Below are 22,893 nucleotides of genomic sequence, written 5' to 3'. Positions count from 1 at the left end.
CCGCTTGACTGCGCGTGCACTTATTGGCAACGGCCGGCCCGGCCCGACTGTGGAGAGGACTGATATCGGGATGGATCAGCAACCAACGAAACTGTGGACGAAGAACTTCATCCTGGCGATCGTCGTCAACCTCTTCATCTCCATGGTCTTCTACCTGCTGATGACCACCATGGCGCTCTACGCCGTCGACCGATTCCAGGCGTCCGACACCGCCGCCGGTTTTGCCTCCAGTGCGTTTGTGCTCGGTTCCGTCATCGCCAGGATTTTCGCTGGACGGCTGCTGGACATCGTCGGCCGCCGGCGGCTGATCCTGGTGGCCATGGCGATCTTCGTCGTCGCCTCGTTGCTCTACATTCCCACGGGTTCGCTGGCCTGGCTGCTGGTGCTGCGCATTGTGCACGGCATGGCCTTTGGTGCCGGCACTACCGCCGTGGCCGCCTCCGCTCAGACCCTGATTCCCCACGCCCGGCGCGGCGAAGGAACCGGATACTTCGGCTTGTCCACCACGCTCTCGACGGCGGTGGGCCCGTTTGTGGGGGTGCTGCTTGCCGGGCTGGGCAACTACAACGCCATGTTCTACTTCTGCGCCGCGGCCTCCGTAGCGGCACTAGTGGTGGCCCTGTTCCTGCGGGTGCCCGAACTGCCGGCCGCGAAGCGACCCGGCAGGTTCCGGATGACCTTGAGCGACATTTTTGAGACGGCCGCGCTGCCGATCTCCTGTGTCATCCTGCTGGCCGGAGCCTCCTACTCCGGCATCCTGACGTTCCTGACCTCCTACGCGGAGACGCGGGGCTCCGCCGCTTCGGCCAGCGTGTTCTTCATGGTTTACGCCGGGGCGGTGCTGGTTTCCCGCCTGTTTGCCGGCCGGATCCAGGACCGGCGCGGCGACAACAGCGTCATGTATCCCACCCTGATCTCGTTTGTGCTGGGGCTGCTGCTGCTGATTCCGGAGCCCACCATCCTGACCATCATCGGATCGGCGATCTTCAGCGGCATCGGCTTCGGCACCGTCATGTCCAGCGCGCAAGCGATCGCGGTCAAGGTATCGCCGACCATGCGGATCGGCACCGCCACCTCAACATTCTTCCTGATGCTGGACATCGGCGGAGGGCTAGGACCCATCGTTCTGGGCGCGCTCATTCCGGTGCTCGATTACCCGGGCATGTACCTGATGCTGGCCATGGTCATGGTGCTGGCCACGCTGCTGTACTTCTTCGCGCACGGCCGGAGCAGCGGCCGGGCCGTCCGCGCCTGAGACGCTAGTCGGCCGGTTCGGGTCGCTACCCGGCCGGCTCGGTGGGGGCGGGCGAGAGCCGCGGGCAGCTAAGCAGGCCGGGCGTTTGGTCCACCCGGTTGACGGGAACCAGTTCCTTGTAGCCGGCACCCACGACCACGTCCACGCTGGCGTCTGCTCGGTCGTCGCCCACGTATTCCGTATCCGGAATGTTCCGCTGCAGGTTGAAGGCGTTGGCCTCCCCTGCCTTGCCGGAGACAACGACGGCGCTCATGCCATAAAAACTCAACGTCTTGTTGCCGACGGAGCCGATGTCATAGCCGCGGTCTGCCAGTTGGGAGGCCACGGTGCTGCCCAGGCCCTCCAACTGCGTGCCGTTGTAGACGTTGAGCCGGAAGGACCCGTTGTCCGGATAGTCGTAGGTGCCGGCCGGACAAGTGATGGGCACGGGCGGTGGCGGCGGGCCCCAGCCGGGGATCTTCAGGTCGCCGCGGGCCACGGCCATGGCTGTGAGCACCGCGGCGATGACCAGCCCCACCAGCAGCACCAGGACCACGCCGTGCAGGATCCGGCGGTGGTAGATGTGCGGTTTCTCCACATTGCCGTCGTCCTCGAAGGCAACATCCAGATCATCTTCGGTGATGACGCGTTGGCCCCTCCAGTCCAAGGGCTGCTTGGGCGGGCGATTGGGTTGCTGGGGGATGCTGGTATCAGTCATCGACCACCAGGACCCGGGCGTGCAGGACGGCCCTCTGGTGGAGCGCCGTGCGGACCGCGCGGTGCAGTCCGTCTTCCAGATAGAGGTTGCCCTTCCACTGCACCACGTGCGGGAAGAGGTCGCCGAAGAACGTGGAGTCCTCGGCCAGCAGGGCGTCCAGGTCCAGCGTGGACTTGGTGGTGATCAGCTCGTCGAGGCGCACCTGGCGCGGTGGCACGCCCGCCCAGTCCTTGGGGCTGACGTGGCCATGTTCGGGATAGGGACGATGGTCGCCGACGGCTTTGAAGATCACGGACCCAGCCTAAGGAACTCCGGCGCTGAATGAAACGCAAACCGCTGGCGGCCGCCGACCGTGGCCAAATGGTTACGCTGCGGGCGCCGCCGGCCGGCTCTGCGCCAGGTGTCATGCCGCGGTGATCGGCACCTCGCGGACCCCCAGGACTTCGCCGGTGATCCAGTCCTCCCATTCGACCCGCAACCGGTACTCCCCCGGCTCCGGCGGATGCAGGATCACGTCGTACCGTTCGGCGGCGCCGAAGGCCAACACGTCGGTCAGCAGCGGATAGCCCGCCTCCCGGCAGGTAGGCGACGGCGCACCAGGTACCGAGGTGTCCCGGAACGGCCTTCCGTCGTGCGCTATCAGCTCCGCCATCCGCACGGGTTCACCGTCCACCGTGGTGAAGCGCATGTGGTTGGGCAGGTAGTTGGCGTTCAGGATGCGCAGCAGCGTGGGCTTCTTCGCGCCTCCGGCCACGTTGGCGCGCAGCGCCGACAGGCTCCACACCCGGTTGTCGCCGGAGCGCCGGCGGACCAGCTCGCCGCCCATCAGGTAGAAGTGCTTGGGCTCGAACCGGTTCAGCCCCACATCCTCGCCGGAGAGCCCTGCCGCATGGTGCATTTCATGCCAGCGCGGGTCCAGCGAGTACGGGATCAAGATGGACTCGGTGTCGATGTCATACTCCGGCCCGTCGACGAACGCCCGCCGCGCGCCGGGCGTCACCGGATAGTCGGGGTGGACCACCGGATCCACGATCACCGGGCCGAACATGCCCATCTGCGCGTGCAGCGTGGTGTTGACGTGGCAGTGGTAGAAGTAGGTGCCGGCCGCGCCATAGTTGGGGTCTCCGGGCCGGCCCGGTTCCGGCGCCCACTGGTACGTGTAGGTGCCGCCGATCTCGAAGGACGTGTGCCCCACGCCGTCGTTGCGCGGGTCCGGCTCCAGTCCGTGCCAGTGGATGGTGTGCGGGCCCATCGACGGATGGACGGTGGCGTGGAAGATCTTCCCTTCCAACGGCCGGATCAGCGGCCCGGGGAAGCCGCGGCCGGACTGCGGCGAGTCGAAGCTCCACATTTCGAACTCGGCGCCGTCGTCGAACCGCAAGTCCCGGTTGAAGACCTCCAGGTAGACGGACGAGTGCGGCGTCTGCCGGAACTCCGTGACCGGGCGGTCCAGGTCCAGCTGGTCGGAACTGAAGTCCACCTGACTGCGGAACCTGTGCCGCGGGATCTCGTCGTCGTTGCTGGGCCGTGGGCTCGGCGTCGGTTGCTGGCTCGGTTCGGGCGTGGGCGACGACGACGGTGCCTCCGTAGGCTTCGGCGTCGGCGTGGCAGTGGGCGCCGCCGTCGCGGTGGGGCGGGGCGTCGCGGTTGGTTTCGGCGTCGCGGTCGGTTTCGGCGTCGGTTTCGGCGTGGCCGTCGGCTTCGGTTTCGCGCTCGGTTTCGCCGGCGCGCTCGGTTTCGGCGCCTGGGTCGGTTTCCCGCCCTTGCCACCGCCGTCGTTCTTCTTGCTGTTCCGCTGTTCGGCTTCCCGCTTCTTGAGGGCCGCGGCGGCGGCGCGTTTCCGGGCGTCCGCCTCCCTTTTCCGCTCTGCCTCGGCCCGCTTGCGTTCCTTTTCGGCCCGTTTCGCGGCCTTGCTCTTGTTGGAGCGCAAGGGCACGTTCACGTTGCTCATGCTCCCTCCCCGGGGATAGGTGCCTTCAGACTCCAGTGCGCCACCAGGCCGCCCGGATACATGCCGCCCGCGGCGGTTTGCGACGGTTCGGCGTGGCAGTGCATCGGGTACTCCCAGTCAGTGGTCCGGGCGTGCCAGACCGGGTCAAGGGCATCCGGCGGCCGCTTGACCGGGATGATGCAGTCCTTGCGGTCCATCGGTTCCAGTTCCACCACGTCCTCCCACTGCTGCAGCACCACGTGGCCCTGCTTGTCCACGTACCCGTCGCTCCGCGGCCAGTGGTAGTTGTTCCGCCGCACGGTCCAGAGGTGGTTCCCGTGGAAGTGGATCTGGTGGTAGACAATCCCGGGGTTGATCAGCCGCACCAGCTGGCCGCCGCGCAGGGTGCCGGCGGTGCTGCCTTCGCCGAACTGGCGCACGTCGAGCTGCCGTGGATACCCGGAGACCAGGGTTTCCTCTTCGCTGGCCAGGTTCAGCGCCTCGTTCCGGGTCATCGCCAGCGACTCGTAGCCGCTGCGCCCGTTGAGCGTGAAGTACCGCGGCACCGCCTTGGTCTGCAGCGGGTCAACGGTGCCGCCGGCGGCCTCGATCGCAGCCCAGTTCGATTCCACCGCGTGGCAGATCCACACCCACTGCCGTTCGAAGCTGGCCTTGCCGGGCGTGATGTCCCACTGGTGCGCGGGGTCCATCACCAGCAGCGCACCGAACAGCCCGAGCGTCCGCTCCACCGGCGCGTTCGTCGGATCCGTAAAGATGTACGTGCCGGCCGGCGGGCAGGGCAGCTCCAGCAGGGCACTCGCCCCCGGCGCAATCGGACCGGTGCCGACGTCCGCGTGGCCTGGTCCGACGTCGTGCAGTTGAAACTCGTGGTGTTTGGCCAGCCGGTTGTGCACCCGGAAGCGCAGCGTGGAGCCGACCTCGGCCACGATGGTGCGGGCCGGAAGGTAGCTGGCCCAGTGGTTGCGTCGGATGAAGTACTGCCCCGGATTCGCCGGGTCCGGACCGAACGGCTGCGGCGTGCCACGGGGCGGCAGCGCGGCCCCCAGCGGATAGGTCCGCGATTCCACCAACCGGCCGTCAGCGGTGAACACCTTGGGCACCACGGCCAGGCTGGGCGACGCGTCGCGCAGCCCGGTGGGCCGGTCGCCGAAGCCGCGGTGGTAGACCAGCGAGTCGTCCACCATCTTCAGGTAGCCCTCGTTGATGTACAGGTCCAGCACCCCCGGGAGGGGCACGACGGCGGAGGGCCGGGTTCCGGTGGAAGCGGCGGACCGGGCGGGGCTCCTCAATCCAGCCGCCGTCGCCTGGGCCGGTGCCGCGCCGCCCAGTCCGCCCAGAGCCAGCGCGCCGAGTCCGGCGGCGGCCCCGTACTTGAGGAAGTTCCAGCGCCCCACGCTGGCTGTCTCCGCGGAGTCCGTCGGCAGGCCGGGCTCTTGGGTGCCGCTCGGCAGCCCGGCGGCCGCGGCGCCCGTGGCGACCGCGGCACCCGCGGCGCCCGACCCGACCCTCACCGCGGCGCCGTGGTCCGGCTCCGGAATTTGTTCAGTCATGATGGCCTCCTTCGTCCAGCCAGCCGGGTCTCAGCGCCACCCGGGGCAGCTGGAGCTCCAGCGGCGCGGAGTGCAGCCACGGGTCGGTGAACTCCGCGGAGAAGCTCTGCGCGTCCGCCGGCACCAGGAAGCTGATCCAGAAGCGCTCGGTACTCCGGGGCGCCAACGTTGCGGCGTCCCCCGAGTCCCGGTTGGTCACCGTAGGCCCGCCGTTGCCGACCTTCAGCCGCAGTTGTCCGGGCGCGAACAGCACGTCGCCGTCCGAAGTGTTTTGCACCTCCAGCTCCACCAGCAAGTGGTCGCCCCAGGTCATGTTCGGCGGCTGCGGCGCCGACGCCACGATGGCGCCGTGGCCCGCGTGCCCGGACCCGTCCGGCGCCGCGGCTGCCGACCCCGCCGCAGCGGAGGATTCCGCACCAGGGGCGGGAACACCGCCGTCGTACGCCAACCGATGCTGGCGCTCTGCGGACGCCAGCCGCACGCTCCCGAAGGACGTTTCCACGCCTCCCGGCCCCATGCCGCCCGCGCGCTGGTGGCTGGCCGTGAGCAGCCCGGCGCCCCCAACCACGCCGGCCACGCCGGCTCCAACCAGAACTCCAAAAACACGACGCGAGAGACCGGACGGCAGGCTCGCGCTGCCCTCCATCCCCGTCACGACCGCGCTATCCCCATGCAGCGTTGTCATTTCGGTACCGCTTCCGCTCCCCAATGGATCTAAGAAACCCATCGTTTCCATGTGGTCTTGGGAAAAACTTGAGGGGTTCAAACGGTCCCGACACACGGCCATACTGGGATCATGACCCTCACCGCCGGTGTCCCCGCCCGCCCCGACCAGCCACCCATCGGGCTGTTGCTGGACGTCGACGGGCCGGTCTCCTCGCCGGTGACCCGCACCGTTCCGCCCGAGATCATCCACTCGCTGCTGGTGATGGCCAAGCGCGGCTGGCCGATCGTGTTCAACACCGGGCGCTCGGACCACTTCATCCGCGAGCAGGTGATGGAGCCGATGCTGGCCGCCGGGATGCCGGCCGGGGTGCGCTGCTACGCGGTCTGCGAGAAGGGCGCCGTCTGGTTCAGCTTCACCGCGGACGGCCCCGGCACCATCCATGTGGACCACTCGCTGGCCCCGCCGCAGGAGTTCGCCGCCGAGGTGCGCAAGCTGGTCAGCGCGGGCTATTCCAGCCTGATGTTCTTCGACGAGACCAAGAAGGCCATGGTGTCCGTGGAACAGGTGGTGGGCACGGAGAACCGGGAGTACCGCCGGGTGCAGGAAGAGTTCGACGCCGAGGTCCTGGCTTTGATGCGCCGGTTCAACATGGGTGCCACCCGGCTGGATCAGCACCTGCCGGACAGCGACGACCGGATTGACTACCGGGTGGATCCGAACATCATCGCCACGGACATCGAATCGGTGCAGCTGGGCAAGGACCTGGGAGCGCAGCGGGCGCTGGAGATGCTGGCCGCTGACGGCGTGGTGCCGCACGCCTGGCGGACCATGGGCGATTCGCGCACCGACTATGCCATGTCCGACCTGCTGCACCACCACGGGCATGCCGTGCTGCATGTGGATGTGCGGCCGGCGGAGGGAGTGCCGGAGAAGCCGTATCCGGTGCTGACCGCGGCCCATCTGGGCTTCCCGAAAGCCGTGCACGAGGAGGCCGGCGCAGCGTTCCTGCGAACCTGGGCGGCGATCGCGCAGACGCTGTGAGGCTGGGTCCGGGTTGGCGGCGCCGGGGCTCCACGGGAGCGCTTCGGCGTGCTGCGACCGGGCTGTAGAACGGGGCGGGGCGGGCCGTATTTCACGCCGGATTTTTCCGCACGTCAAGCAAAACTTTGCCCGCGCAGCAAATCGTAACGTCCGTAACAATTGACAGCGGAGCCGGTGCTAGCCTGCCAGCATGAACGCTTTTCAGGGAACCATTCCTGTCCTCGACATGAGCACCGCCCGGCTGGCAGACGGCAGCTTCAATCCGGACTTCATCGACCAACTGCGCGACGCCGCGCACCGCGTCGGTTTCTTCCAGATTGTCGGCTACGGCGCGGCCGACGGCCAGCCGGCGGAGCTCTTCGACGCGATCAAGCGCTTCTTCGAGCTGCCGCTGGACGAGCGGCTCAAGCTGGACAACCGGAATTCCCCGCACTTCCGTGGCTACACCCGGATGGGCACCGAGCGGACCCAGGGCCGGGCCGACGCCCGCGAGCAGCTGGACTACTCGCCCGAGAGCGAGCCGGTGGCCGACTACTCGGACGACCAGAAGTACTGGCTGCTGCGCGGCCCGAACCAGTGGCCGGACGCTGCGCAGCCGGACCTGCGCGAGAAGGCGATGGCGTGGGCCGAGCTCATGTCCTCGGTGGGCCACGACCTGCTGGCCGCCATCGGCGTCGGACTGGGCCTGCCGGAGGACTACTTCGACGAGCCGTTCGCCGACACCCCGCACTGGATGGGCAAGCTGGTGCACTACGTGGGCGGCGTTGTGGAGGAAGCCGGCGACCAGGGCGTGGGCATCCACGCCGACTACGGTTTCGTTACCCTGCTGCTGCAGGACATGGTCGGTGGCCTGGAGGTCCGGCCGCCGGAGTCCGAGGAATGGCTGCCGGTGGAGCCGATCGAGGGCGCCCTGGTGGTGAACCTTGGCGAAATGCTGGAGGTGGCCACCGATGGCTACATCACCGCCACGATCCACCGCGTGCAGGCTCCGCCGCCCGGCGTTGACCGTTACTCGGTGCCGTTCTTCTGGTCGCCGCGCCTGGACGCCGTGATCGATCCGGTCCCGCTGCCGGACGAGCTCAAGGCCGAATCCCGCGGACGCACCGACGACCCGACCAACCCGATGCTCTCCAGCTTCGGCGCCAACATGCTCAAGGGCCGTCTGCGCGCCCACCCGGACGTCACCGAGAAGTACTACCCGGAGCTCCTCGCCAAAAAGTAGCAGCGCCGCCCCACCCCGGTGGTCGACCAAGCCAGCCCCACCCGGTGGTCGACCAAGTGAGCGCCAGCGAACGCGTGGAGACCCGCCCCGGTGGTCGACCAAGTGAGCGCCAGCGAACGCGTGGAGACCCGCTTCCCCCGTGCACATCCTCCGTCCGCGCACCCATAATGGGTTGTGTGGGCAACATCCTGATCCGCTGGCGCGACGAGCTGCGCGGCACGTTCGCCGGACAGAGCGACACCGTGCCGCAGTGGGAACTCGAGCTGGAAAACGGCGACGACGCCGGCTATTTCGCGCCGGATTCCGCTGTCTGGACGGTCCACCGCTCGATGACCACCCTGGTGGCGGGCATCCGTTCCCTGCTCGTCCAGACACTGCACCCCGGGGCGCTGGCCGGCGTGGATGACTTCTCCGCGTACCGGGCCGCCCCGCTGGCCCGGTTGGCCAACACCATCCGGTGGATCTTCACCGTGACCTATGGGGACACCGCCGCGGCCAAGTCTGCCTGCGACTTGGTGCTGCAGCTGCACGAACGGGTCCGCGGTTCCTACACCGACTCATCCGGCCAGCAGCAGCCGTACTACGCCAACGATCCGCACCTGCTGCGCTGGGTGCATCTGACCTTTACCGATGCTTTTGTCACTTCGTATCTCACGTACGGCAGGCGGCTGCCCGGCGGTCCCGATCAATATGTGGCCGAATGGGCGAAAGCCGGCGAGCTGATGCAGGTCACCGATCCGCCCCGCACCTTCGCCGAACTGCGCCGCCAACTAAACAGCTACCGGCCGGAGCTCTCCGCCTCGGCTGCGATGCAGGAAACAGTAGAGTTCGTCCGCCACCCGCCGCTGCCCCGCTCTCAACGGCTGGGCTACAGCATCCTGTTCGCCGCCGCCGTCGAGACCCTGCCCGAGGATCAGCGCCGCCTGCTGGGCCTGCGGCCGCGCACCCCGCTCCCGCTGCGGATCCTGATCAAGCCGGCCACCTGGCTGGTGCTCGGCGTTGTGCGGCTGGGCCTGAGCAAGACCGGCCCCAGCGAAGCCGCCGCCCGACGCCGGCTCGCCCGGCTCCACCAGCAGGCCTGACGACAGTCCCGGCAGCGTCTGTCCATGTTTTGACGCCCGCTTGGATAAACCCGCAGGTCAGGGCCTGATGCGTCTCCAAAACCTGGACGGTTATCGCTGAACGTGGACAGTTACGCCAGATCGCAGGGCGATACCGGCTCACTTGTTGGCGCAAAGCACCGTCGTCGTCGTTAAAGAAAACAGCGACCCCGGCCTGCAGCGCAGATCGGGGCCGCTGTTCGTGGCGGAGGATGGGGGATTTGAACCCCCGAGGGCGTGAACCCAACACGCGTTCCAGGCGTGCGCCATAGGCCGCTAGGCGAATCCTCCAGATGTTTGCTCACAAGAGCAGATACCAGAGTACCCGAAACCCGCCCGATCTGCCGAATCGGGCAGCCGGCCAGCAGACCCGGCACAAGCAGCCCCGAGCACAACCCGCGCGCGCCGAAACGGGCAGGGCGGGGCCAGAGGGAACGATTTCCACGCCGGCCGGAGGGATCTACCCCTCGGCTCTGGAAGCCTGATTCCGGCAGTGGCAAAATGTCGCCATAGAAGAGGTGAGCGGCTCAGGGGAAGCCTTCATCCGAGGGGAATGATGCGCCGTGGCCACCAATCCGGAGCCCGCAGAAGGCAGCGGTCCATCGGCGCGCATTCTGGACTGGCTGCTGGCCGGCGACCCGTCCATCCGGTACCAAACCTTGCGCGATCTCTGCGATGCGCCCGAGCCTGAGGTGGCCAAGGCGCAGGCCGATATCCCGGGCAACGGGTGGGGTGCGCTGCTGCTCCAGGCACAGGATCCGGACGGCGGCTGGGACGGCGGCCTCTACAACCCCAAGTGGACCTCCACCATGTTCACCTTGCTGCTGCTGCACTGGCTCGGCCTGCCTCCCGGGCACCCGCAGGCAGTTTCCGGGTGCCAGCGGCTGCTGGACGGGGCGGCGTACTTCGACGGCGGGATCAGCTTCGACCGGCATCCGCAGCGGGCCGAAAACTGCGTCACCGCGATGGCCGTGCTGGTCGGCTCAGAGCTGGGCCAGCGGCTCGACGGCGATTCCCGGATCGACGACGCGGTGGCCTGGCTGCTGGCCGAGGAACTCGACGACGGCGGCTGGAACTGCGAGCCGCACACCTCGCCGGACAAGCACGGCTCCTTCCATACCACCATCAGCACGCTGGAGGGGCTGGCAGCCTACCGGCACAGCGGCGGGCAACTTCCGGTGGCTGCCGCCGAGGCCCGTGGCCGCGAGTTCCTGCTGATGCATTCGCTCTACCGTTCGCACCGCACCGGCGGCTTGGCCCATCCGACGCTGGCCCAGTTCCGGTTCCCGCCGCAGTGGCACTTCGACATCCTGCGCGGGCTGGAGTACTTCCGCGCCGAAAACTGCCCGCCGGATGACCGGATGTCGATGGCCGTCGAGGCGATCGCCTCGCACCGGCGCAGCCCGGGCAACTGGGGCGGCTACCGGCCGTATCCGGGCCGGATGTGGTTCCGCTGGACGGCCGAGGACATCGGCCGCTGGGCCACTCTGCGCTGCGCCCGCGTGCTGCGCTGGTGGGAGTCTGCCGGCAGCGCCGCCGGGGATTTCGGGAGGCAGTCCGGAGTCGGGTAGACTATTCGTCGGCCCCTCATGCGGTGTCATCCTGTGAACTCCCCCAGGACCGGAAGGTAGCAAGGGTAAGCGGGCTCTGTCAGGTGCATGAGGGGTCTTTACTTAACCCCCGCCGCTACCTATCCCCAGCCCCAGCGCTCCGGCGTGCGCGGGCCCAGTTTCAACCGATAGGGTTTCATCGTGAGTACAGCCCTTTACCGTCGCTACCGCCCGGACACTTTTGCGGACGTTATCGGGCAGGAACACGTCACCGATCCGCTGATGGCGGCGCTGCAAAAGAACCGCGTCAACCACGCCTACCTGTTCTCCGGCCCGCGCGGCTGCGGCAAGACCACCTCCGCCCGCATCCTGGCCCGCTGCCTGAACTGCGCCGAAGGCCCCACCCCCACCCCGTGCGGCACGTGCGATTCCTGCCTTGAACTGGGCCGCGGCGGTCCCGGCAGCCTGGACGTCATCGAGATCGACGCTGCGTCCCACGGCGGAGTGGACGACGCCCGCGACCTGCGCGAACGGGCCACCTTCGCCCCGGTGCGCGACCGCTACAAGATCTTCATCATCGACGAGGCCCACATGGTCACGTCCGCCGGGTTCAACGCGCTGCTGAAGATCGTGGAAGAGCCGCCGGAACACATCAAGTTCATCTTCGCCACCACGGAGCCGGACAAGGTCATCGGCACCATCCGCTCGCGCACCCACCACTACCCGTTCCGGCTGGTCCCGCCGGAACCGCTGATGCAGTACCTCGAGCTGCTCTGCCGGCAGGAGCACGTGCCGGTGGCCCCGGGCGTCCTCTCGCTGGTGATCCGGGCCGGCGGCGGTTCCGTCCGCGACTCGCTGTCCGTGCTGGACCAACTGATGGCCGGCGCCGGCCCCAGCGGCCTGGACTACGAACTGGCCGTGTCGCTGCTCGGCTACACGCACGCTTCGCTGCTGGACGACGTGGTCGACGCGTTCGCGGCGGCGGACGCGGCCACGGTGTTCAGCGCGGTGGACCGCGTGGTGCAGACCGGCCACGACCCGCGCCGCTTCGTCGAGGACCTGCTGGAGCGTTTCCGCGACCTGATCATTGTGCGGGCCATGCCGGAAAGCGCCCACGCCATCCTGCGCGGCGTCCCGGAGGACCAGATCGCCCGGATGCAGACCCAGGCCAACCAGCTGGGCGCCTCCGAACTCTCCCGCGCCGCGGACATCACCAACCAAGCGCTGACCGAGATGACCGGTGCCACCTCGCCGCGCCTGCATCTGGAACTGCTCTGCGCGCGGATCCTGCTGCCTTCCGCCGACCAGGGCGAGCAGGGCGTCGCGGCCCGGGTGGACCGGATCGAACGCCGGCTCAGCTACGGCGGAGCTCCGGTCTCCGCGCCCATCGACAATGGCCAGGCGCCCGTCGCCCATGCTGCCGCCGAACCTGTGCTCTCCGGGCCGGCGGCTGCCCGCGCCGCGCTGCGCGGAGCCAATGCCCAGAAGGCGCAAGCCCCGGCCCCCGCTGAATCGCCCCGTCAAGAGGCCGAGCGCATCACTCCCCCGCGGGTGAGCACCGCCGATTGGCCGCGCGAGGACCAGCAGGGTTCGCCTGCCGCCGCTGCCAATGCGCGGCCCGCTGCGCAGGCTGCCCCACAGCACGACGGCGGCGCTCCCGCCACTTCCGGCCCCACGGCACCTGCGGCTTCGGGAACCACCTCAACCCAGATTCCAGATACCGCCGGTGCATCCGCTGCCGCTGCGCCTGCTGCCCAGATGCCTGCCTCCCCGGCAGCCGCAGTCGGCACGCATGCCGGTGCCTCCGCGCCCGTCGAGCCCGCGGCGCCGGTCGAGTCCGGCCCGACTGTTCCGTCGTCCGTCTTCGGAAACCCGCGGGACGCCGGCCGGCAGGACGCTGGCGTGAAGGGAACGTCCAACGCCGCCAGTCCGCAAGAAACTGCCGCCAGTTCAGAGCCCGAGACTTCGGCGGACTGGGGCGGTTCCTGGGGCGCTATGCCGGAACCGGCCCCCGCACCGGAGAAGCCCGCCACCCAGGCCCCCGCTCAAGCGCCCGCGAACCCGGCTCCGGGGGCCCAGCAGTCCGGGGATCCTAGTGCCGCCGAGGCGCCCACCCAGCGACAGCCGCAAGCACAGGGACAACCCCCGGCCCAGCAGTCTGCTCCGCAACGTCCGGCCCAGGAAACACCGGCCACCCAGCACCAGCCCTCCCGGCCGGAACCGGCCACAGCGCCGTCGGCCGCCGCACAGCAGCAGCCTTCCCGTCCGGAACCGACCGCGGCACCGGCGCAGCCGTCGCGGCAGGATCCCGCTGCCCCGCAGGCGTCCGGCCAGATCGAGATGATCCGCCGAGCCTGGCCGGAAATCCTGAGCACCCTCAGCGGCATCCGCAAGGTGACCTGGATGAATGTCAGCGCCAATGCCTCGCCGCTCAGCCTGGACGGCACAGCGCTAACCCTCGGTTTCAAGAACCAGGGTTCCGCGACCAACTTCGGCAACGGCGACCACGCGGATAACCTGCGGCAGGCCATCCAGCAGGTGCTCGGCATGGACCTGCGGATTCTCACCGTGGAAGACGCTTCGGTGACAGCGGGTGAGTCCGGCCCAAAAGTACCAACTAGCCGGCAGCAGCCGGCAGACGGTGGATGGTCCGCCAACACCGCTACGGTAAACGCGCCCGCGCCCGTTCCGGAGCCCGCGGCGCGCAGCACTCCGCCGGCTCCTGCACCGGCCTCCGCGCTGCCGGTTCCGGCGGCAGGCCTGACGCCCACCCCAGATTCGGCGCCTTCCGGATTTTCTGCCGCATCGGGCACGTCTGCAGCCTCGGACACGTCGGCGCCGTCGGGCTCGTCGGCGCCGTCGGCAGTTTCGGCATCGTCCGGCGTCTCCAGCCCGTCCGCAGGATCGGGGATGACGGCTCCCTCGCCGCTGTCCGCTTCCTCGACGGGATCCGCACCATCCGCCGCATCCAGTACTTCGGCGGCTTCCGGCCACTCCGCGCCCAGCGGGATGTCCGGGCCCACGGCAGCTACCGCGGCCACAGGCATGTCTGCAGCTTCCGGCTACTCCGCTGCTTCGGGTGAATCGGCACCGAGCGGCATGTCCGGGACCACCGCGGCCTCCGCGCCGTCGGCCGCGTCACCGAACAGCGCTTCCGGCAGCGGCCAGCGGCCGCCGGCCCTGCCCGGGGAGAAGCCGGTGTTTGCCCAGCTCGCCGAGCGGATGTCTTCGGGGTCCTCTGCCGCTGTCGCCGGAGTCCCCGGTGCAGTCGCCGTGAAGTCGGCCCCGGATCATTCGACGGCGGGAGCGGAAGCCCCCTCCCCCAACGGAGCCGCCCAGCCCAACGGGCAGCTCCAGGGCGGACAGGTTTCAGACCAGAGCGCCCCGGCGCCGTCGGCCCCGGCCACGCCGTACGACGACGTGCCCTATGCCAACGACGAACCGCCCGCCGAGGAATGGGAGACCACGCCGGACCTGCAGGTGCCCGGCCAAAAGCGAAGCCGGTACCAGCAGCTGCTGGACCAGGCGAAGGCGACGCAGGCAAAGGCAAGCCCGGCAACGCCGTCGCCGTCCGGCCGTGACCTAAACTTGAAGTACGTCGAGGACATCCCCAGCGACGACGACGAGTCGATCGAGGACTCCGGGCTTGTGGGCCGCGCAGCCATCGAACGGTTGCTCGGCGGACGCCTGATTGAAGAACGAAGCCACGACGGTTCCTGACCGCACGCGGAGAATGAAGGTTCAGTGTACGAAGGTGCTGTCCAGGAGCTGATCGACGAGCTCGGCCGCTTGCCTGGAATCGGCCCGAAGTCGGCGCAGCGCATCGCGTTCCATATTCTGGACGCCGATCCGGCCGACATGAAGCGGCTCGTGGATGCCGTGACCAACGTCAAGGAGCGGGTGAAGTTCTGCTCCATCTGCGGGAACGTCTCCGAACAAGACACCTGCAACATCTGCCGCGACCCGCGCCGGGATCCGACGGCCATCTGCGTGGTGGAAGAGTCCAAGGACGTTATCGCCATCGAGCGGACCCGTTCCTTCCGGGGCCGCTACCACGTGCTCGGCGGCGCGATCAACCCGATTGGCGGCGTCGGCCCGGAGCAGCTTCGCATCAAGGAACTGCTGAACCGGCTTTCGGACAAGCAGATCGAAGAAATCATTATCGCCACCGATCCCAACTTGGAAGGCGAAGCCACCGCCACCTATCTGGCGCGTATGCTCAAAGCCATTGGCATCCCCGTGAGCCGGCTGGCCTCGGGACTGCCGGTTGGCGGGGACCTGGAGTACGCGGACGAAGTCACCCTGGGCCGCGCATTCGAAGGCCGCCGCATCCTGACCTAGGCACGGGTCGCCCGCCTTCAACCTGGTTCGCCGAGCGGCTCAACGGATCTCGCCGGCCAAGAACTTGATGATGACCTCCGTGACAGCGGTCGGCGCATCCTGGGTGGCAAGGTGTCCGGCATCTTGGATGACGTGCTCGGCGACGTTCTCGGCTGCTGCCCACGCAGGCATCGCGGTGGCAATATTGCCGGTCTTGTCTTCTGCGCCGCGGATTAAGAGCAAGGGGACGGGCGTGCGGTATCCGGCCTCCGGGGCGACGAACTGCACGGTGGCCCGCCAAACATCAATGAACCCGCGCTTGGTGACCTGCGCAAACGCGCGTTCCGCATCGGCCCTGCCGGCGTCGGTCACGGCTGACGCTTTCGCCATGACCTTCGCCAGGGACCGAGCCGGAACAAGTGCGAGCATGGGGCCCGCCAGCCGCAGCAGGAACCGTTCAGTGAACTTAAGCGGCCCGGCGTTCCAGGTGGAGCCCAGCACGACCAGACCCGCATACTTTTCGGGATTCCTCCGGACCAGTTCCTGGGCGATGTTCCCACCGAGCGAGTGGCCCGCCAGTACGGGGCGCTCAAGTCCCAGCTCGGCGATCAGCGCTTCCACGTCCTGAACGAACAGATCCGCGGTCAGCCGCTTCGTATTGGGTTGCGACTGCCCCTGCCCGCGCAGGTCAAGCAAGACCACACGCTGTCCACGCTCAGCGAGCGCGACCGCCTGCGCCTCGAACATGACGTGGTCGGCGCCGGCGCCATGAAGGAAAACAACCGCGGGTTCAAGGCCGGGAATGTCCGTGTAGCGAAGTTTCACTCCAGCCAGTTCGAGCTTTCCGCGCAGATTCACCATGGGGTGAATGTAGCAAGGGAGCCGCGGAGGGTTGAGCCTCCACGGGTCTCCGGCGACCGCCGGGGGCTTAGTCGGCCGGGTTCGAGGTGTGGTCGATGGGTCCGAGTTCGTAAACGGTGCCGGGCTCAGGCGCTCCCGCGACGGTCTCCACTTCGATGCCTCGCTCGGCCAGCTCGCCGGTCATCCGGGCGGTGGCCTCGGTGAGGTGCTCGGCGATGGCAGCCGCAGCAGCCTCAGCGTCGCCGGATTTCAAGGCCGCCATGATGGCCTGGTGGGAGGGCGTCACATCCCGGCGGACCACGTAGCCCTGCTTGCTGCTGAAACTCGCCAACCGGGTTTCCACCACCAACGTGGACATGTACCGGGTCAGTCGGGTGTTGTCGGCGGCCTCCACCAAGGCGAAGTGGAAGTCCAAGTCGGCGTCGCCGATGGTCCGGGCGTCCGTTCCTTTAACCGCCTCGGTTAAGTGGTCGAAGGCCGCCGTCACCTTGGCGAGGGCACCGGCGTCGTTCTGTCGAATGAGGATCCGGGCAGCGTGCGTCTCCACGGCAATGCGCGCTTCGAACAGGTCGGGAAGGCGGTCCTCGGAAACGGTCGCGACCCGCAGGCCCTGCCCCGGGATGGCGGTCAGCAGGCCTTCCTGGACCAAACGTTGCGCGGCCTCGCGCAGCGGGCTGCGGCTGACGCCGAGCTGGCGGGAGATCTCCACCTCGCGCAAGGGGGAACCGATGGGAAGACCGCCGGAGTAGATGGCGTTCCGCAGCTCGGTGGCGATCAGGTCCACCGTGGACGGACGGTGCACTCGCAGGAAAGCCGGCGCGCCGGCCGGTGCGGAGTTGTGCGGCATCTGGATCCTTTTTCTTCCGGCACTTCGAACACAGGCGTTCGCCGCGTGAACGTTCGGTTCGGCCTCTGCAGCCGGTCCGTAGCCAAATTGTAACCGCAGCTGCCGAGGCACCCGCAGCCCTTGCAAACACTGGGTTATGTCATCTTGTCGACAAACATACACGCTGACTCTCTAATTGTATGTTGACCAGAAGTTCATTAGCGTTGTCAACAGTCACCACCGAATTCGGGTCGGGTCGGCTGGGTTGCGCTGCAGAGCGCGGGCTGGGTGGTTCGCCCCATTACACGACCGAAAGAGGAAATGATGAACGCGCGACTGACGAAGTCACGAACCGCTTTGGCGGGGGCCAGCATTCTGGGCATGCTCCTGCTGGCAGGGTGCGGCGATGGCCAAATCGCCTCTGCCAAGGGCGGCGAAGACGCCGCAACCGGCAACACCTTGGCCAAGATCAAGGACGAAGGCACCGTGACCGTCGGCATCGCTGGCGAGGCCCCCTATTCCTTCCAGGAAGGCGGCGAACCGACCGGCGGCACCATCGCCATGCACGAGGAGATCTTCAAGAACCTGGGCGTGGACAACGTGGAGGTCCTGCTGGTGGACTGGGATGCGCTGATCCCCGGGCTGAATGCGGGCCGGTTCGACCTGGTCAGCGCGGGCATGTCGATCCTGCCCGAGCGCTGCGAACAGGCGGCGTTCAGCGATCCGGAAATCATGTACACCACCGCCCTGATGGTCAAGGAGGGCAACCCCAAGGGCCTGACCGACATGGATTCGGTGGTCAAGGCCGACGATGTGAAGCTGGCCGTGCTCTCCGGCGGCATCGAAGCAGGTTACGCAGACAAGCTCGGCATCGACAACGTGCAGTCGGTGGGCAACGCCCAGGACGGCATGGACACCGTGGCCGCCGGCCGCGCCGACGCCTTCGCGATGACCGCAATCTCGCTGAACTGGCTGGCGGACAACAGCAAGGATGCCGGCGTCGAGGTAACCGACGCGTTCGTCGCCAGCATCGACGGCCAGGAGCAGATCGGCGCCGGCGGCACCGTGTTCCGCAAGGGCGACACCGAACTGCTGGACGCCTATAACGCCGAGCTGGGCAAGATCACCGAGACCCCGGAAACCTACGTGGACGTGCTGGGCGAGTTCGGTTTCACCGAGGAGAACCTGCCGCCGAAGGATCTGACTACCGAGCAGCTGTGCTCCGGGGCAGCGGGCTAGTCCATTCCTATGGAGGCAAATTTTGCAGCGCTGGCCGAGGCGGCGCCGAGGATCTGGGAAGGCTTGGGTATCACCCTCCTCCTGACCTTCGGCGGCGCCCTGCTGGCGATCGTCATTGCGGTGGTCCTGGGACTGGGTGCCCGCCTGAACAACGTCTTCTTGCGGGGCATCTGCCGGGTCTTCATCGAATTCTTCCGCGGCACCTCGCTGGTGGTGCAGCTGTTCTTCTTCTTCTTCGTGCTGCCGCAATTGGGCGTGGACCTTCCGGCCATGGTCTGCGGCATCCTGGGGCTGGGGCTGAACTACGGTGCCTACTGCGCAGAAGTGGTGCGCGGTTCCATCAACTCCGTGCCCACCGGCCAGTGGGAGGCGACGACGGCGCTCAGCCTGTCCAAGGCACAGCGGATGCGCCGGATCATCTTCCCGCAGGCCTGGGCCCTGATGATCCCGTCATTGACCAATTACCTGATCCACATGCTCAAAGGAACAGCCATCGTCAGCTTCATCACGCTGGCGGACCTGACCTACCACACCGAGCAGTTGCGCCAGGATACGAACACCTTCTTCGCCTACGGCGTCAGCCTGGTCATCTACTTTGTGCTGGCCTACATCCTGACTCTGATGATGAACGGCCTTGAGGTCCAGGCCAAGCACAAGTTGGGCCGCGGTGATTCGCTGCGCGAAACCCTGAGCCTGAAGACGCCGGACACCGCTGTTGCAGCGGAAGGGGGTAAGGGCTGATGAATGAATTATGGGACTGGGACGCCGCCTACGCCGTCCTCCCCGAGCTCCTGCTGGCCTTCCTGAAGGTGACGCTGCTGGTGACGGTTGTCAGCACCGCGATTGCGGCCGTGCTGGGGCTGGTCATCGCGATCCTGCGGATGTCGGCGCCCAAGCCGATCGCGGTGGTCATCAACTTCGTCGGCGATTTCATCCGGATGACGCCGATCGTGGTGCAGCTACTGCTCGCTTACTGGACATTCCTGAGCGTTGACGCGATTGTCATCGGCATTGCGGTCTTCGGCATCCACTACTCCACCTACATGGCGGAGGTCTACCGGGCCGGCATCGAGTCCGTGCCCAAGGGCCAGTGGGAGGCCACCAAGGCGCTGTCCATGTCCAAGTCCCGGACCTGGATTGCCGTGGTCATTCCGCAGGCCCTGCGGGCAACCGTTCCGGCACTGGGCAACTACGCCATCTCGATGTTCAAGGACACCCCGTTCCTGCTCTCCATCGGCGTGGTGGAACTGGTCCGCGCGGGCCTGACCTTCGGTGGCAACCACTTCAGATATATGGAGGCCATCACCCTGGCCGGCGTGATCTTCCTGCTGGCCAGCTACCCGACCTCCCTGCTCATCTCCAGATTGGAAAAGCGCCTTGCCTACAATTACTGATCCCGATACCGTCCCCGCACCCCGCCCCGCGGTCAACGTTCCCGCCATCAAGTTCGAGAACGTGGAGAAGCGGTTCGGCGACAACGTGGTCCTGAAAGACCTGAACTTCGAGGTGGCCAAGGGTGACCGCGTCACCCTGATCGGCCCCAGCGGTTCCGGCAAGACCACCATCCTGCGCCTGGTGATGACCCTGGAGGAGCTCAGCGGCGGCTACATCTACGTCGACGGAGAGCCCCTCACCCACGAGGAGCGCGACGGCAAGCGGGTGGAGCTGGGCGAGAAAGCGCAGAAGCAGATCCGCAAGCGGATCGGCATGGTGTTCCAGCAGTTCAACCTCTTCCCCAACATGAGCGTGCTGGAGAACATCATCGAGGCGCCCGTGCACGTGCTGGGCCAGTCCAAGGAGCAGGCCACCGCCCGCGCCATGGAACTACTGGACAGCGTGGGGCTGCCGGACAAGGCGGACGCCCACCCGCTGGAGCTTTCCGGCGGCCAGCAGCAGCGGGTGGCGATCGCTCGCGCGCTGGCGATGGACCCCGAAATCCTGCTGCTGGACGAGGTCACCTCCGCACTGGACCCGGAGATTGTGGGCGAAGTGCTGGGGATCCTGCGGCACATCGCGGACACTACCGACATCACCATGCTGATTGTCACGCACGAGATGCAGTTCGCCCGCGACGTGTCCAACCGGGTGATGATGTTCGACGGCGGCAAGGTGATTGAAGAGGCCACGCCCGAGGTCATGTTCACCAACCCGCAGCACGACCGGACGCGTTCGTTCCTGCAGGCCGTGCTCGGCAGCGGAGAGGACCAGCTCGGCACCCGCTAACCGAAACGAGTTGTCGGCCATCGAGTGCTGAGATAACGCCCCTTTGAGAGCGGATAAGGGCGGCTGCTGAGCAGTCGACGGTGGCGAGAGGGCGGTGCCGGTGCGCTGCGGCACTTCGGTGAGGCACCGGCGTCGTTATGACCTTGGCCAGTCACACTGATTGGCCGCATTCTCCGCCGTACCTGATGCGGCGTTAGAATTGCCCTTGCCGCGCCGTGTCCGCAGCCAGGGCCCCGCGGCAGCATTCCATGAGCCCGGCCGCCGCATCACGCGGCACGGTCCGGGCCCCAACCCAGGAGTTGTTTAGAGCCCACATGAGCCTGATAGTGCAGAAGTTTGGCGGTTCCTCTGTCTCGGACGCCGAGGGGATCAAGCGCGTAGCCCAACGTGTGGTCGATACCCAGGCCGCCGGCAACCAAGTGGTGGTCGTCGTTTCCGCCATGGGGGATACCACCGACGAGCTGCTTGACCTGGCCAACCAAATCTCCTCGGACCGCAGCGCCCGCGAAATGGACATGCTGCTCTCCGCCGGCGAACGCATCTCCATGTCCCTGCTGGCCATGGCGATCCAGGAGTTCGGCTCCAGGGCTCAGTCCTTCACCGGCAGCCAGGCCGGCATGGTGACCGATGCCATCCACGGCAAGGCGCGAATCATCGACGTTTCGCCGCACCGGGTGCTGACCACCATTGAAAAAGGCGAGATCGCCATTGTGGCCGGCTTCCAGGGCATCAGCCAGGAGAGCAACGACATCACCACGCTGGGCCGCGGCGGTTCCGACACCACCGCGGTGGCGCTGGCGGCCGCTCTGGGCGCCGATGTCTGCGAGATCTACACGGACGTGGACGGCATCTACACCGCCGATCCGCGGGTGGTGCACAGTGCCAAGAAGATCGACACCATCTCCAGCGAAGAGATGCTGGAGATGGCTGCCTCCGGTTCCAAGATCCTGCACCTGCGCTGCGTCGAGTACGCCCGCCGCTTCGGTGTGAAGCTGCATGTGCGCTCGTCTTTCAGCACCAACGAGGGAACCTGGGTGCTGCCCAGCCCCGACGACAAGATCAAGATTCAAGAGGGAGAACCCTTGGAACAGCCCATCATCTCCGGCGTTGCCCACGACCGCTCCGAAGCCAAGGTCACCATTCTGGGCGTGCCTGATATTCCCGGCAAGGCCGCGGAAATCTTCGGCATCGTGGCCGGCGCGCACTCGAACATCGACATGATCGTGCAGAACATCTCCACCCGCGGCACCGGCAAGACGGACATCTCCTTCACGCTGCCCATGGTGGAAGGCAAAGAGGCCCTGGACGCGCTCAATGCGGCCCAGGACGTGGTGGGCTTCGAAGGCATCCTCTACAACGAGAACGTCGGCAAGCTCTCGCTGATCGGCGCCGGCATGCGCTCCAACCCGGGCGTCTCCTACAGGTTCTTCGAAGCGCTGCACAAGGCCGGCGTGAACGTGGACATGATCTCCACCTCCGAGATCCGGATCTCGATTGTCACCCACGCCGACCTGCTGGACACCGCGGTCCGCGCGGTGCATGCCGCGTTCGGCCTGGACACCGACGAGGAAGCCACGGTGTACGGCGGCACCGGCCGCTGACCTGCGGCCTCCCGCGAGCTAACCGCGGGGTCCAGTAACACCCCGATCGACTGATCAGCAGGCGCCCTTCCCGGCCTCGGGAAGGGCGCCTGCTGATTTCTCGACGGGAACGGAGGCGGACATGGGTCGCACGGATGCGGTCCACTGGCGGATGGAGAAAGTCAGGCTTCAGGTTTTGTTGGCCTGCGGTACGCGTACGAGTGACCGGCTTCCCGCTCCACTTCGATCTGCGACAGCTGCTCCTCGGACGCCTTCTCCGAGGCGTCGTGCCGGTGGACAACCGGGGAATCCGAATCGATCCGGTCCGCCGGGCCCCACACCTTTGCCGCCTTCTCCGTGGCACGCATGAATCGGTTCATGAAACGCGAATTCCCAGCCATCTGACTCACCTCTTGCTCAGAAGAATCCGTGGCATCAGTGTAACGAGGGGCGGTACGGAATAACAGGGTTCTGGGGGAAGAATAGCCCTGCCCTGTCGCGCGTTATGCGGTGGGGTTCCTAGGCCTGCTTCTTGGGCACAATGTAGGTGCTGCCGTCGGCCCGGGTGACCGTTTCCCACTGCGACGCCTCGGCCTCGCGCTGCTTGAGCAGGGCCTTGTTTTCCTCGGTCATGGGATGGTCGACGCCGCTCTTCTGCGCCGGGCCGAAGACCCAGCGGAACTTGCCGGTCGCCCGCATGAACGCGTTGACACGGGACTTCTTCTCGGCCATGTGCGTGATCCTTCTTCCGGTGCCCGGTGGACTCCGCGGGCGTTCGTATCCATAATAGGGGACGAACAATTAGTGCACT

The 22,893-nt window shown here is 67.2% G+C and carries 22 protein-coding genes, 1 tRNA gene and 1 other RNA gene; 14 read left to right on the top strand and 10 right to left on the bottom strand.

Translation table 11 applies throughout. The features are described 5' to 3' along the window. Positions 1-70: 70 nt before the first annotated feature. Positions 71-1,255 carry an MFS transporter gene (locus tag ACWF5H_RS11060; protein ID WP_452036833.1) on the top strand — a complete coding sequence of 395 codons (1,185 nt, stop codon included), beginning with the start codon at positions 71-73 and terminating at the stop codon, positions 1,253-1,255. A gap of 25 nt (positions 1,256-1,280) precedes the next feature. Here ACWF5H_RS11060 and ACWF5H_RS11055 read toward each other — a convergent pair whose 3' ends face one another. The 3 genes from ACWF5H_RS11055 to ACWF5H_RS11045 all read right to left on the bottom strand — a co-directional run bounded on the left by ACWF5H_RS11055 (position 1,281) and on the right by ACWF5H_RS11045 (position 3,432). Next, positions 1,281-1,952 carry a LytR C-terminal domain-containing protein gene (locus tag ACWF5H_RS11055; RefSeq protein WP_452036831.1) on the bottom strand — a complete coding sequence of 224 codons (672 nt, stop codon included), beginning with the start codon at positions 1,950-1,952 and terminating at the stop codon, positions 1,281-1,283. Continuing rightward, positions 1,945-2,244, bottom strand: a complete 300-nt coding sequence (locus ACWF5H_RS11050) for a type II toxin-antitoxin system VapB family antitoxin (protein ID WP_127514137.1) — start codon at positions 2,242-2,244, stop codon at positions 1,945-1,947. The genes ACWF5H_RS11055 and ACWF5H_RS11050 overlap by 8 nt, the downstream gene beginning before the upstream one ends. A gap of 111 nt (positions 2,245-2,355) precedes the next feature. Continuing rightward, positions 2,356-3,432 carry a multicopper oxidase domain-containing protein gene (locus ACWF5H_RS11045; protein WP_452036830.1) on the bottom strand — a complete coding sequence of 359 codons (1,077 nt, stop codon included), beginning with the start codon at positions 3,430-3,432 and terminating at the stop codon, positions 2,356-2,358. An 82-nt stretch (positions 3,433-3,514) separates the two neighbouring features. Between ACWF5H_RS11045 and ACWF5H_RS11040 the strand changes: the two genes are divergently transcribed. Beyond that, complete coding sequence (locus tag ACWF5H_RS11040; RefSeq protein ID WP_452036829.1) at positions 3,515-3,922, top strand: hypothetical protein; 408 nt, start codon at positions 3,515-3,517, stop codon at positions 3,920-3,922. Here the strand turns inward: ACWF5H_RS11040 and ACWF5H_RS11035 are convergent. Next, entirely contained in the window at positions 3,900-5,453 is a 1,554-nt protein-coding gene (locus tag ACWF5H_RS11035; RefSeq protein ID WP_452036827.1) for a multicopper oxidase domain-containing protein, read from the bottom strand. The two genes, ACWF5H_RS11040 and ACWF5H_RS11035, sit on opposite strands and share 23 nt — an antisense overlap. Beyond that, positions 5,446-6,138, bottom strand: a complete 693-nt coding sequence (locus ACWF5H_RS11030; RefSeq protein WP_452036826.1) for a hypothetical protein — start codon at positions 6,136-6,138, stop codon at positions 5,446-5,448. Before ACWF5H_RS11030 ends, ACWF5H_RS11035 begins: the two co-directional genes overlap by 8 nt. Positions 6,139-6,249: 111 nt before the next feature. On the opposite strand from ACWF5H_RS11030, the gene ACWF5H_RS11025 reads away from it, so the two are divergent. From ACWF5H_RS11025 to ACWF5H_RS11015, 3 genes are all read left to right on the top strand, one after another. Continuing rightward, the gene (locus tag ACWF5H_RS11025) at positions 6,250-7,161 is read left to right on the top strand and encodes a hypothetical protein (RefSeq protein WP_452036825.1); all 912 of its coding nucleotides are present in this window, start codon (positions 6,250-6,252) and stop codon (positions 7,159-7,161) included. A 190-nt stretch (positions 7,162-7,351) separates the two neighbouring features. Continuing rightward, positions 7,352-8,383, top strand: coding sequence for an isopenicillin N synthase family dioxygenase (locus ACWF5H_RS11020; RefSeq protein ID WP_452036824.1), 1,032 nt, complete (start codon positions 7,352-7,354; stop codon positions 8,381-8,383). 167 nt (positions 8,384-8,550) lie between these two features. Then, a complete protein-coding gene (locus ACWF5H_RS11015) occupies positions 8,551-9,465 on the top strand; it encodes an oxygenase MpaB family protein (RefSeq protein WP_452036822.1) in 915 nt (304 codons plus the stop codon). Between the two features lie 221 nt (positions 9,466-9,686). Here ACWF5H_RS11015 and ACWF5H_RS11010 read toward each other — a convergent pair. Continuing rightward, positions 9,687-9,774, bottom strand: a tRNA-Ser gene (locus ACWF5H_RS11010). Between the two features lie 272 nt (positions 9,775-10,046). Here ACWF5H_RS11010 and ACWF5H_RS11005 point away from each other — a divergent pair. From ACWF5H_RS11005 to recR, 4 genes are all read left to right on the top strand, one after another. Next, positions 10,047-11,054, top strand: a complete 1,008-nt coding sequence (locus ACWF5H_RS11005; RefSeq protein ID WP_452036821.1) for a hypothetical protein — start codon at positions 10,047-10,049, stop codon at positions 11,052-11,054. Positions 11,055-11,061: 7 nt separating this feature from the next. After that, positions 11,062-11,157: signal recognition particle sRNA small type (gene ffs, locus ACWF5H_RS11000), an RNA gene on the top strand. 77 nt (positions 11,158-11,234) lie between these two features. Continuing rightward, positions 11,235-14,753, top strand: coding sequence for a DNA polymerase III subunit gamma and tau (locus ACWF5H_RS10995; RefSeq protein ID WP_452036819.1), 3,519 nt, complete (start codon positions 11,235-11,237; stop codon positions 14,751-14,753). A 24-nt stretch (positions 14,754-14,777) separates the two neighbouring features. Then, positions 14,778-15,374, top strand: coding sequence for a recombination mediator RecR (recR, locus tag ACWF5H_RS10990; protein WP_127514123.1), 597 nt, complete (start codon positions 14,778-14,780; stop codon positions 15,372-15,374). A gap of 39 nt (positions 15,375-15,413) precedes the next feature. Here recR and ACWF5H_RS10985 read toward each other — a convergent pair whose 3' ends face one another. Then, the gene (locus ACWF5H_RS10985) at positions 15,414-16,214 is read right to left on the bottom strand and encodes an alpha/beta fold hydrolase (protein WP_452036817.1); all 801 of its coding nucleotides are present in this window, start codon (positions 16,212-16,214) and stop codon (positions 15,414-15,416) included. Positions 16,215-16,281: 67 nt separating this feature from the next. Further along, positions 16,282-17,061 carry a GntR family transcriptional regulator gene (locus ACWF5H_RS10980; RefSeq protein WP_452036815.1) on the bottom strand — a complete coding sequence of 260 codons (780 nt, stop codon included), beginning with the start codon at positions 17,059-17,061 and terminating at the stop codon, positions 16,282-16,284. Positions 17,062-17,364: 303 nt separating this feature from the next. Here ACWF5H_RS10980 and ehuB point away from each other — a divergent pair, with 303 nt between their 5' ends. From ehuB to ACWF5H_RS10955, 5 genes are all read left to right on the top strand, one after another. Next, entirely contained in the window at positions 17,365-18,279 is a 915-nt protein-coding gene (ehuB, locus tag ACWF5H_RS10975) for an ectoine/hydroxyectoine ABC transporter substrate-binding protein EhuB (RefSeq protein ID WP_452036814.1), read from the top strand. A gap of 9 nt (positions 18,280-18,288) precedes the next feature. Beyond that, positions 18,289-19,020: an ectoine/hydroxyectoine ABC transporter permease subunit EhuC gene (gene ehuC / locus ACWF5H_RS10970; protein ID WP_452036812.1), complete on the top strand. Its 732-nt coding sequence runs from the start codon at positions 18,289-18,291 to the stop codon at positions 19,018-19,020. Continuing rightward, the gene (gene ehuD / locus ACWF5H_RS10965; RefSeq protein WP_452036810.1) at positions 19,020-19,673 is read left to right on the top strand and encodes an ectoine/hydroxyectoine ABC transporter permease subunit EhuD; all 654 of its coding nucleotides are present in this window, start codon (positions 19,020-19,022) and stop codon (positions 19,671-19,673) included. The genes ehuC and ehuD overlap by 1 nt, the downstream gene beginning before the upstream one ends. Beyond that, positions 19,657-20,502: an ectoine/hydroxyectoine ABC transporter ATP-binding protein EhuA gene (gene ehuA, locus ACWF5H_RS10960; protein ID WP_452036808.1), complete on the top strand. Its 846-nt coding sequence runs from the start codon at positions 19,657-19,659 to the stop codon at positions 20,500-20,502. Before ehuD ends, ehuA begins: the two co-directional genes overlap by 17 nt. Before the next feature lie 314 nt (positions 20,503-20,816). Next, positions 20,817-22,103 carry an aspartate kinase gene (locus ACWF5H_RS10955; RefSeq protein ID WP_364644980.1) on the top strand — a complete coding sequence of 429 codons (1,287 nt, stop codon included), beginning with the start codon at positions 20,817-20,819 and terminating at the stop codon, positions 22,101-22,103. Between the two features lie 161 nt (positions 22,104-22,264). Here the strand turns inward: ACWF5H_RS10955 and ACWF5H_RS10950 are convergent, their stop codons facing one another. Next, positions 22,265-22,483, bottom strand: a complete 219-nt coding sequence (locus ACWF5H_RS10950; protein ID WP_452036806.1) for a hypothetical protein — start codon at positions 22,481-22,483, stop codon at positions 22,265-22,267. A 118-nt stretch (positions 22,484-22,601) separates the two neighbouring features. Next, positions 22,602-22,814 (bottom strand): hypothetical protein, encoded by a 213-nt coding sequence (locus ACWF5H_RS10945; protein ID WP_452036805.1) that lies wholly within the window; start codon positions 22,812-22,814, stop codon positions 22,602-22,604. Positions 22,815-22,893: the final 79 nt, after the last annotated feature.

This window comes from Arthrobacter sp. NPDC055138, assembly GCF_053607305.1.
The sequence above is the reverse complement of the archived record's forward strand: the minus strand, read 5'-3'. Positions and strand labels throughout refer to the sequence as shown.

Coding starts and splice junctions, on each gene's coding strand:
- ehuC (WP_452036812.1), top strand. CDS start 18,289: ATGGAGGCAAATTTTGCAGCGCTGGCCGAGGCGGCGCCGAGGATCTGG.
- ACWF5H_RS10945 (WP_452036805.1), bottom strand. CDS start 22,814: ATGGCCGAGAAGAAGTCCCGTGTCAACGCGTTCATGCGGGCGACCGGC.
- ACWF5H_RS11060 (WP_452036833.1), top strand. CDS start 71: ATGGATCAGCAACCAACGAAACTGTGGACGAAGAACTTCATCCTGGCG.
- ACWF5H_RS10950 (WP_452036806.1), bottom strand. CDS start 22,483: ATGGCTGGGAATTCGCGTTTCATGAACCGATTCATGCGTGCCACGGAG.
- ACWF5H_RS11030 (WP_452036826.1), bottom strand. CDS start 6,138: ATGACAACGCTGCATGGGGATAGCGCGGTCGTGACGGGGATGGAGGGC.
- ACWF5H_RS11020 (WP_452036824.1), top strand. CDS start 7,352: ATGAACGCTTTTCAGGGAACCATTCCTGTCCTCGACATGAGCACCGCC.
- ACWF5H_RS11015 (WP_452036822.1), top strand. CDS start 8,551: ATGGGTTGTGTGGGCAACATCCTGATCCGCTGGCGCGACGAGCTGCGC.
- ACWF5H_RS11055 (WP_452036831.1), bottom strand. CDS start 1,952: ATGACTGATACCAGCATCCCCCAGCAACCCAATCGCCCGCCCAAGCAG.
- ACWF5H_RS11035 (WP_452036827.1), bottom strand. CDS start 5,453: ATGACTGAACAAATTCCGGAGCCGGACCACGGCGCCGCGGTGAGGGTC.
- ACWF5H_RS11025 (WP_452036825.1), top strand. CDS start 6,250: ATGACCCTCACCGCCGGTGTCCCCGCCCGCCCCGACCAGCCACCCATC.
- ACWF5H_RS10985 (WP_452036817.1), bottom strand. CDS start 16,214: ATGGTGAATCTGCGCGGAAAGCTCGAACTGGCTGGAGTGAAACTTCGC.
- ehuD (WP_452036810.1), top strand. CDS start 19,020: ATGAATGAATTATGGGACTGGGACGCCGCCTACGCCGTCCTCCCCGAG.
- ehuB (WP_452036814.1), top strand. CDS start 17,365: ATGAACGCGCGACTGACGAAGTCACGAACCGCTTTGGCGGGGGCCAGC.
- ACWF5H_RS10980 (WP_452036815.1), bottom strand. CDS start 17,061: ATGCCGCACAACTCCGCACCGGCCGGCGCGCCGGCTTTCCTGCGAGTG.
- ACWF5H_RS10955 (WP_364644980.1), top strand. CDS start 20,817: ATGAGCCTGATAGTGCAGAAGTTTGGCGGTTCCTCTGTCTCGGACGCC.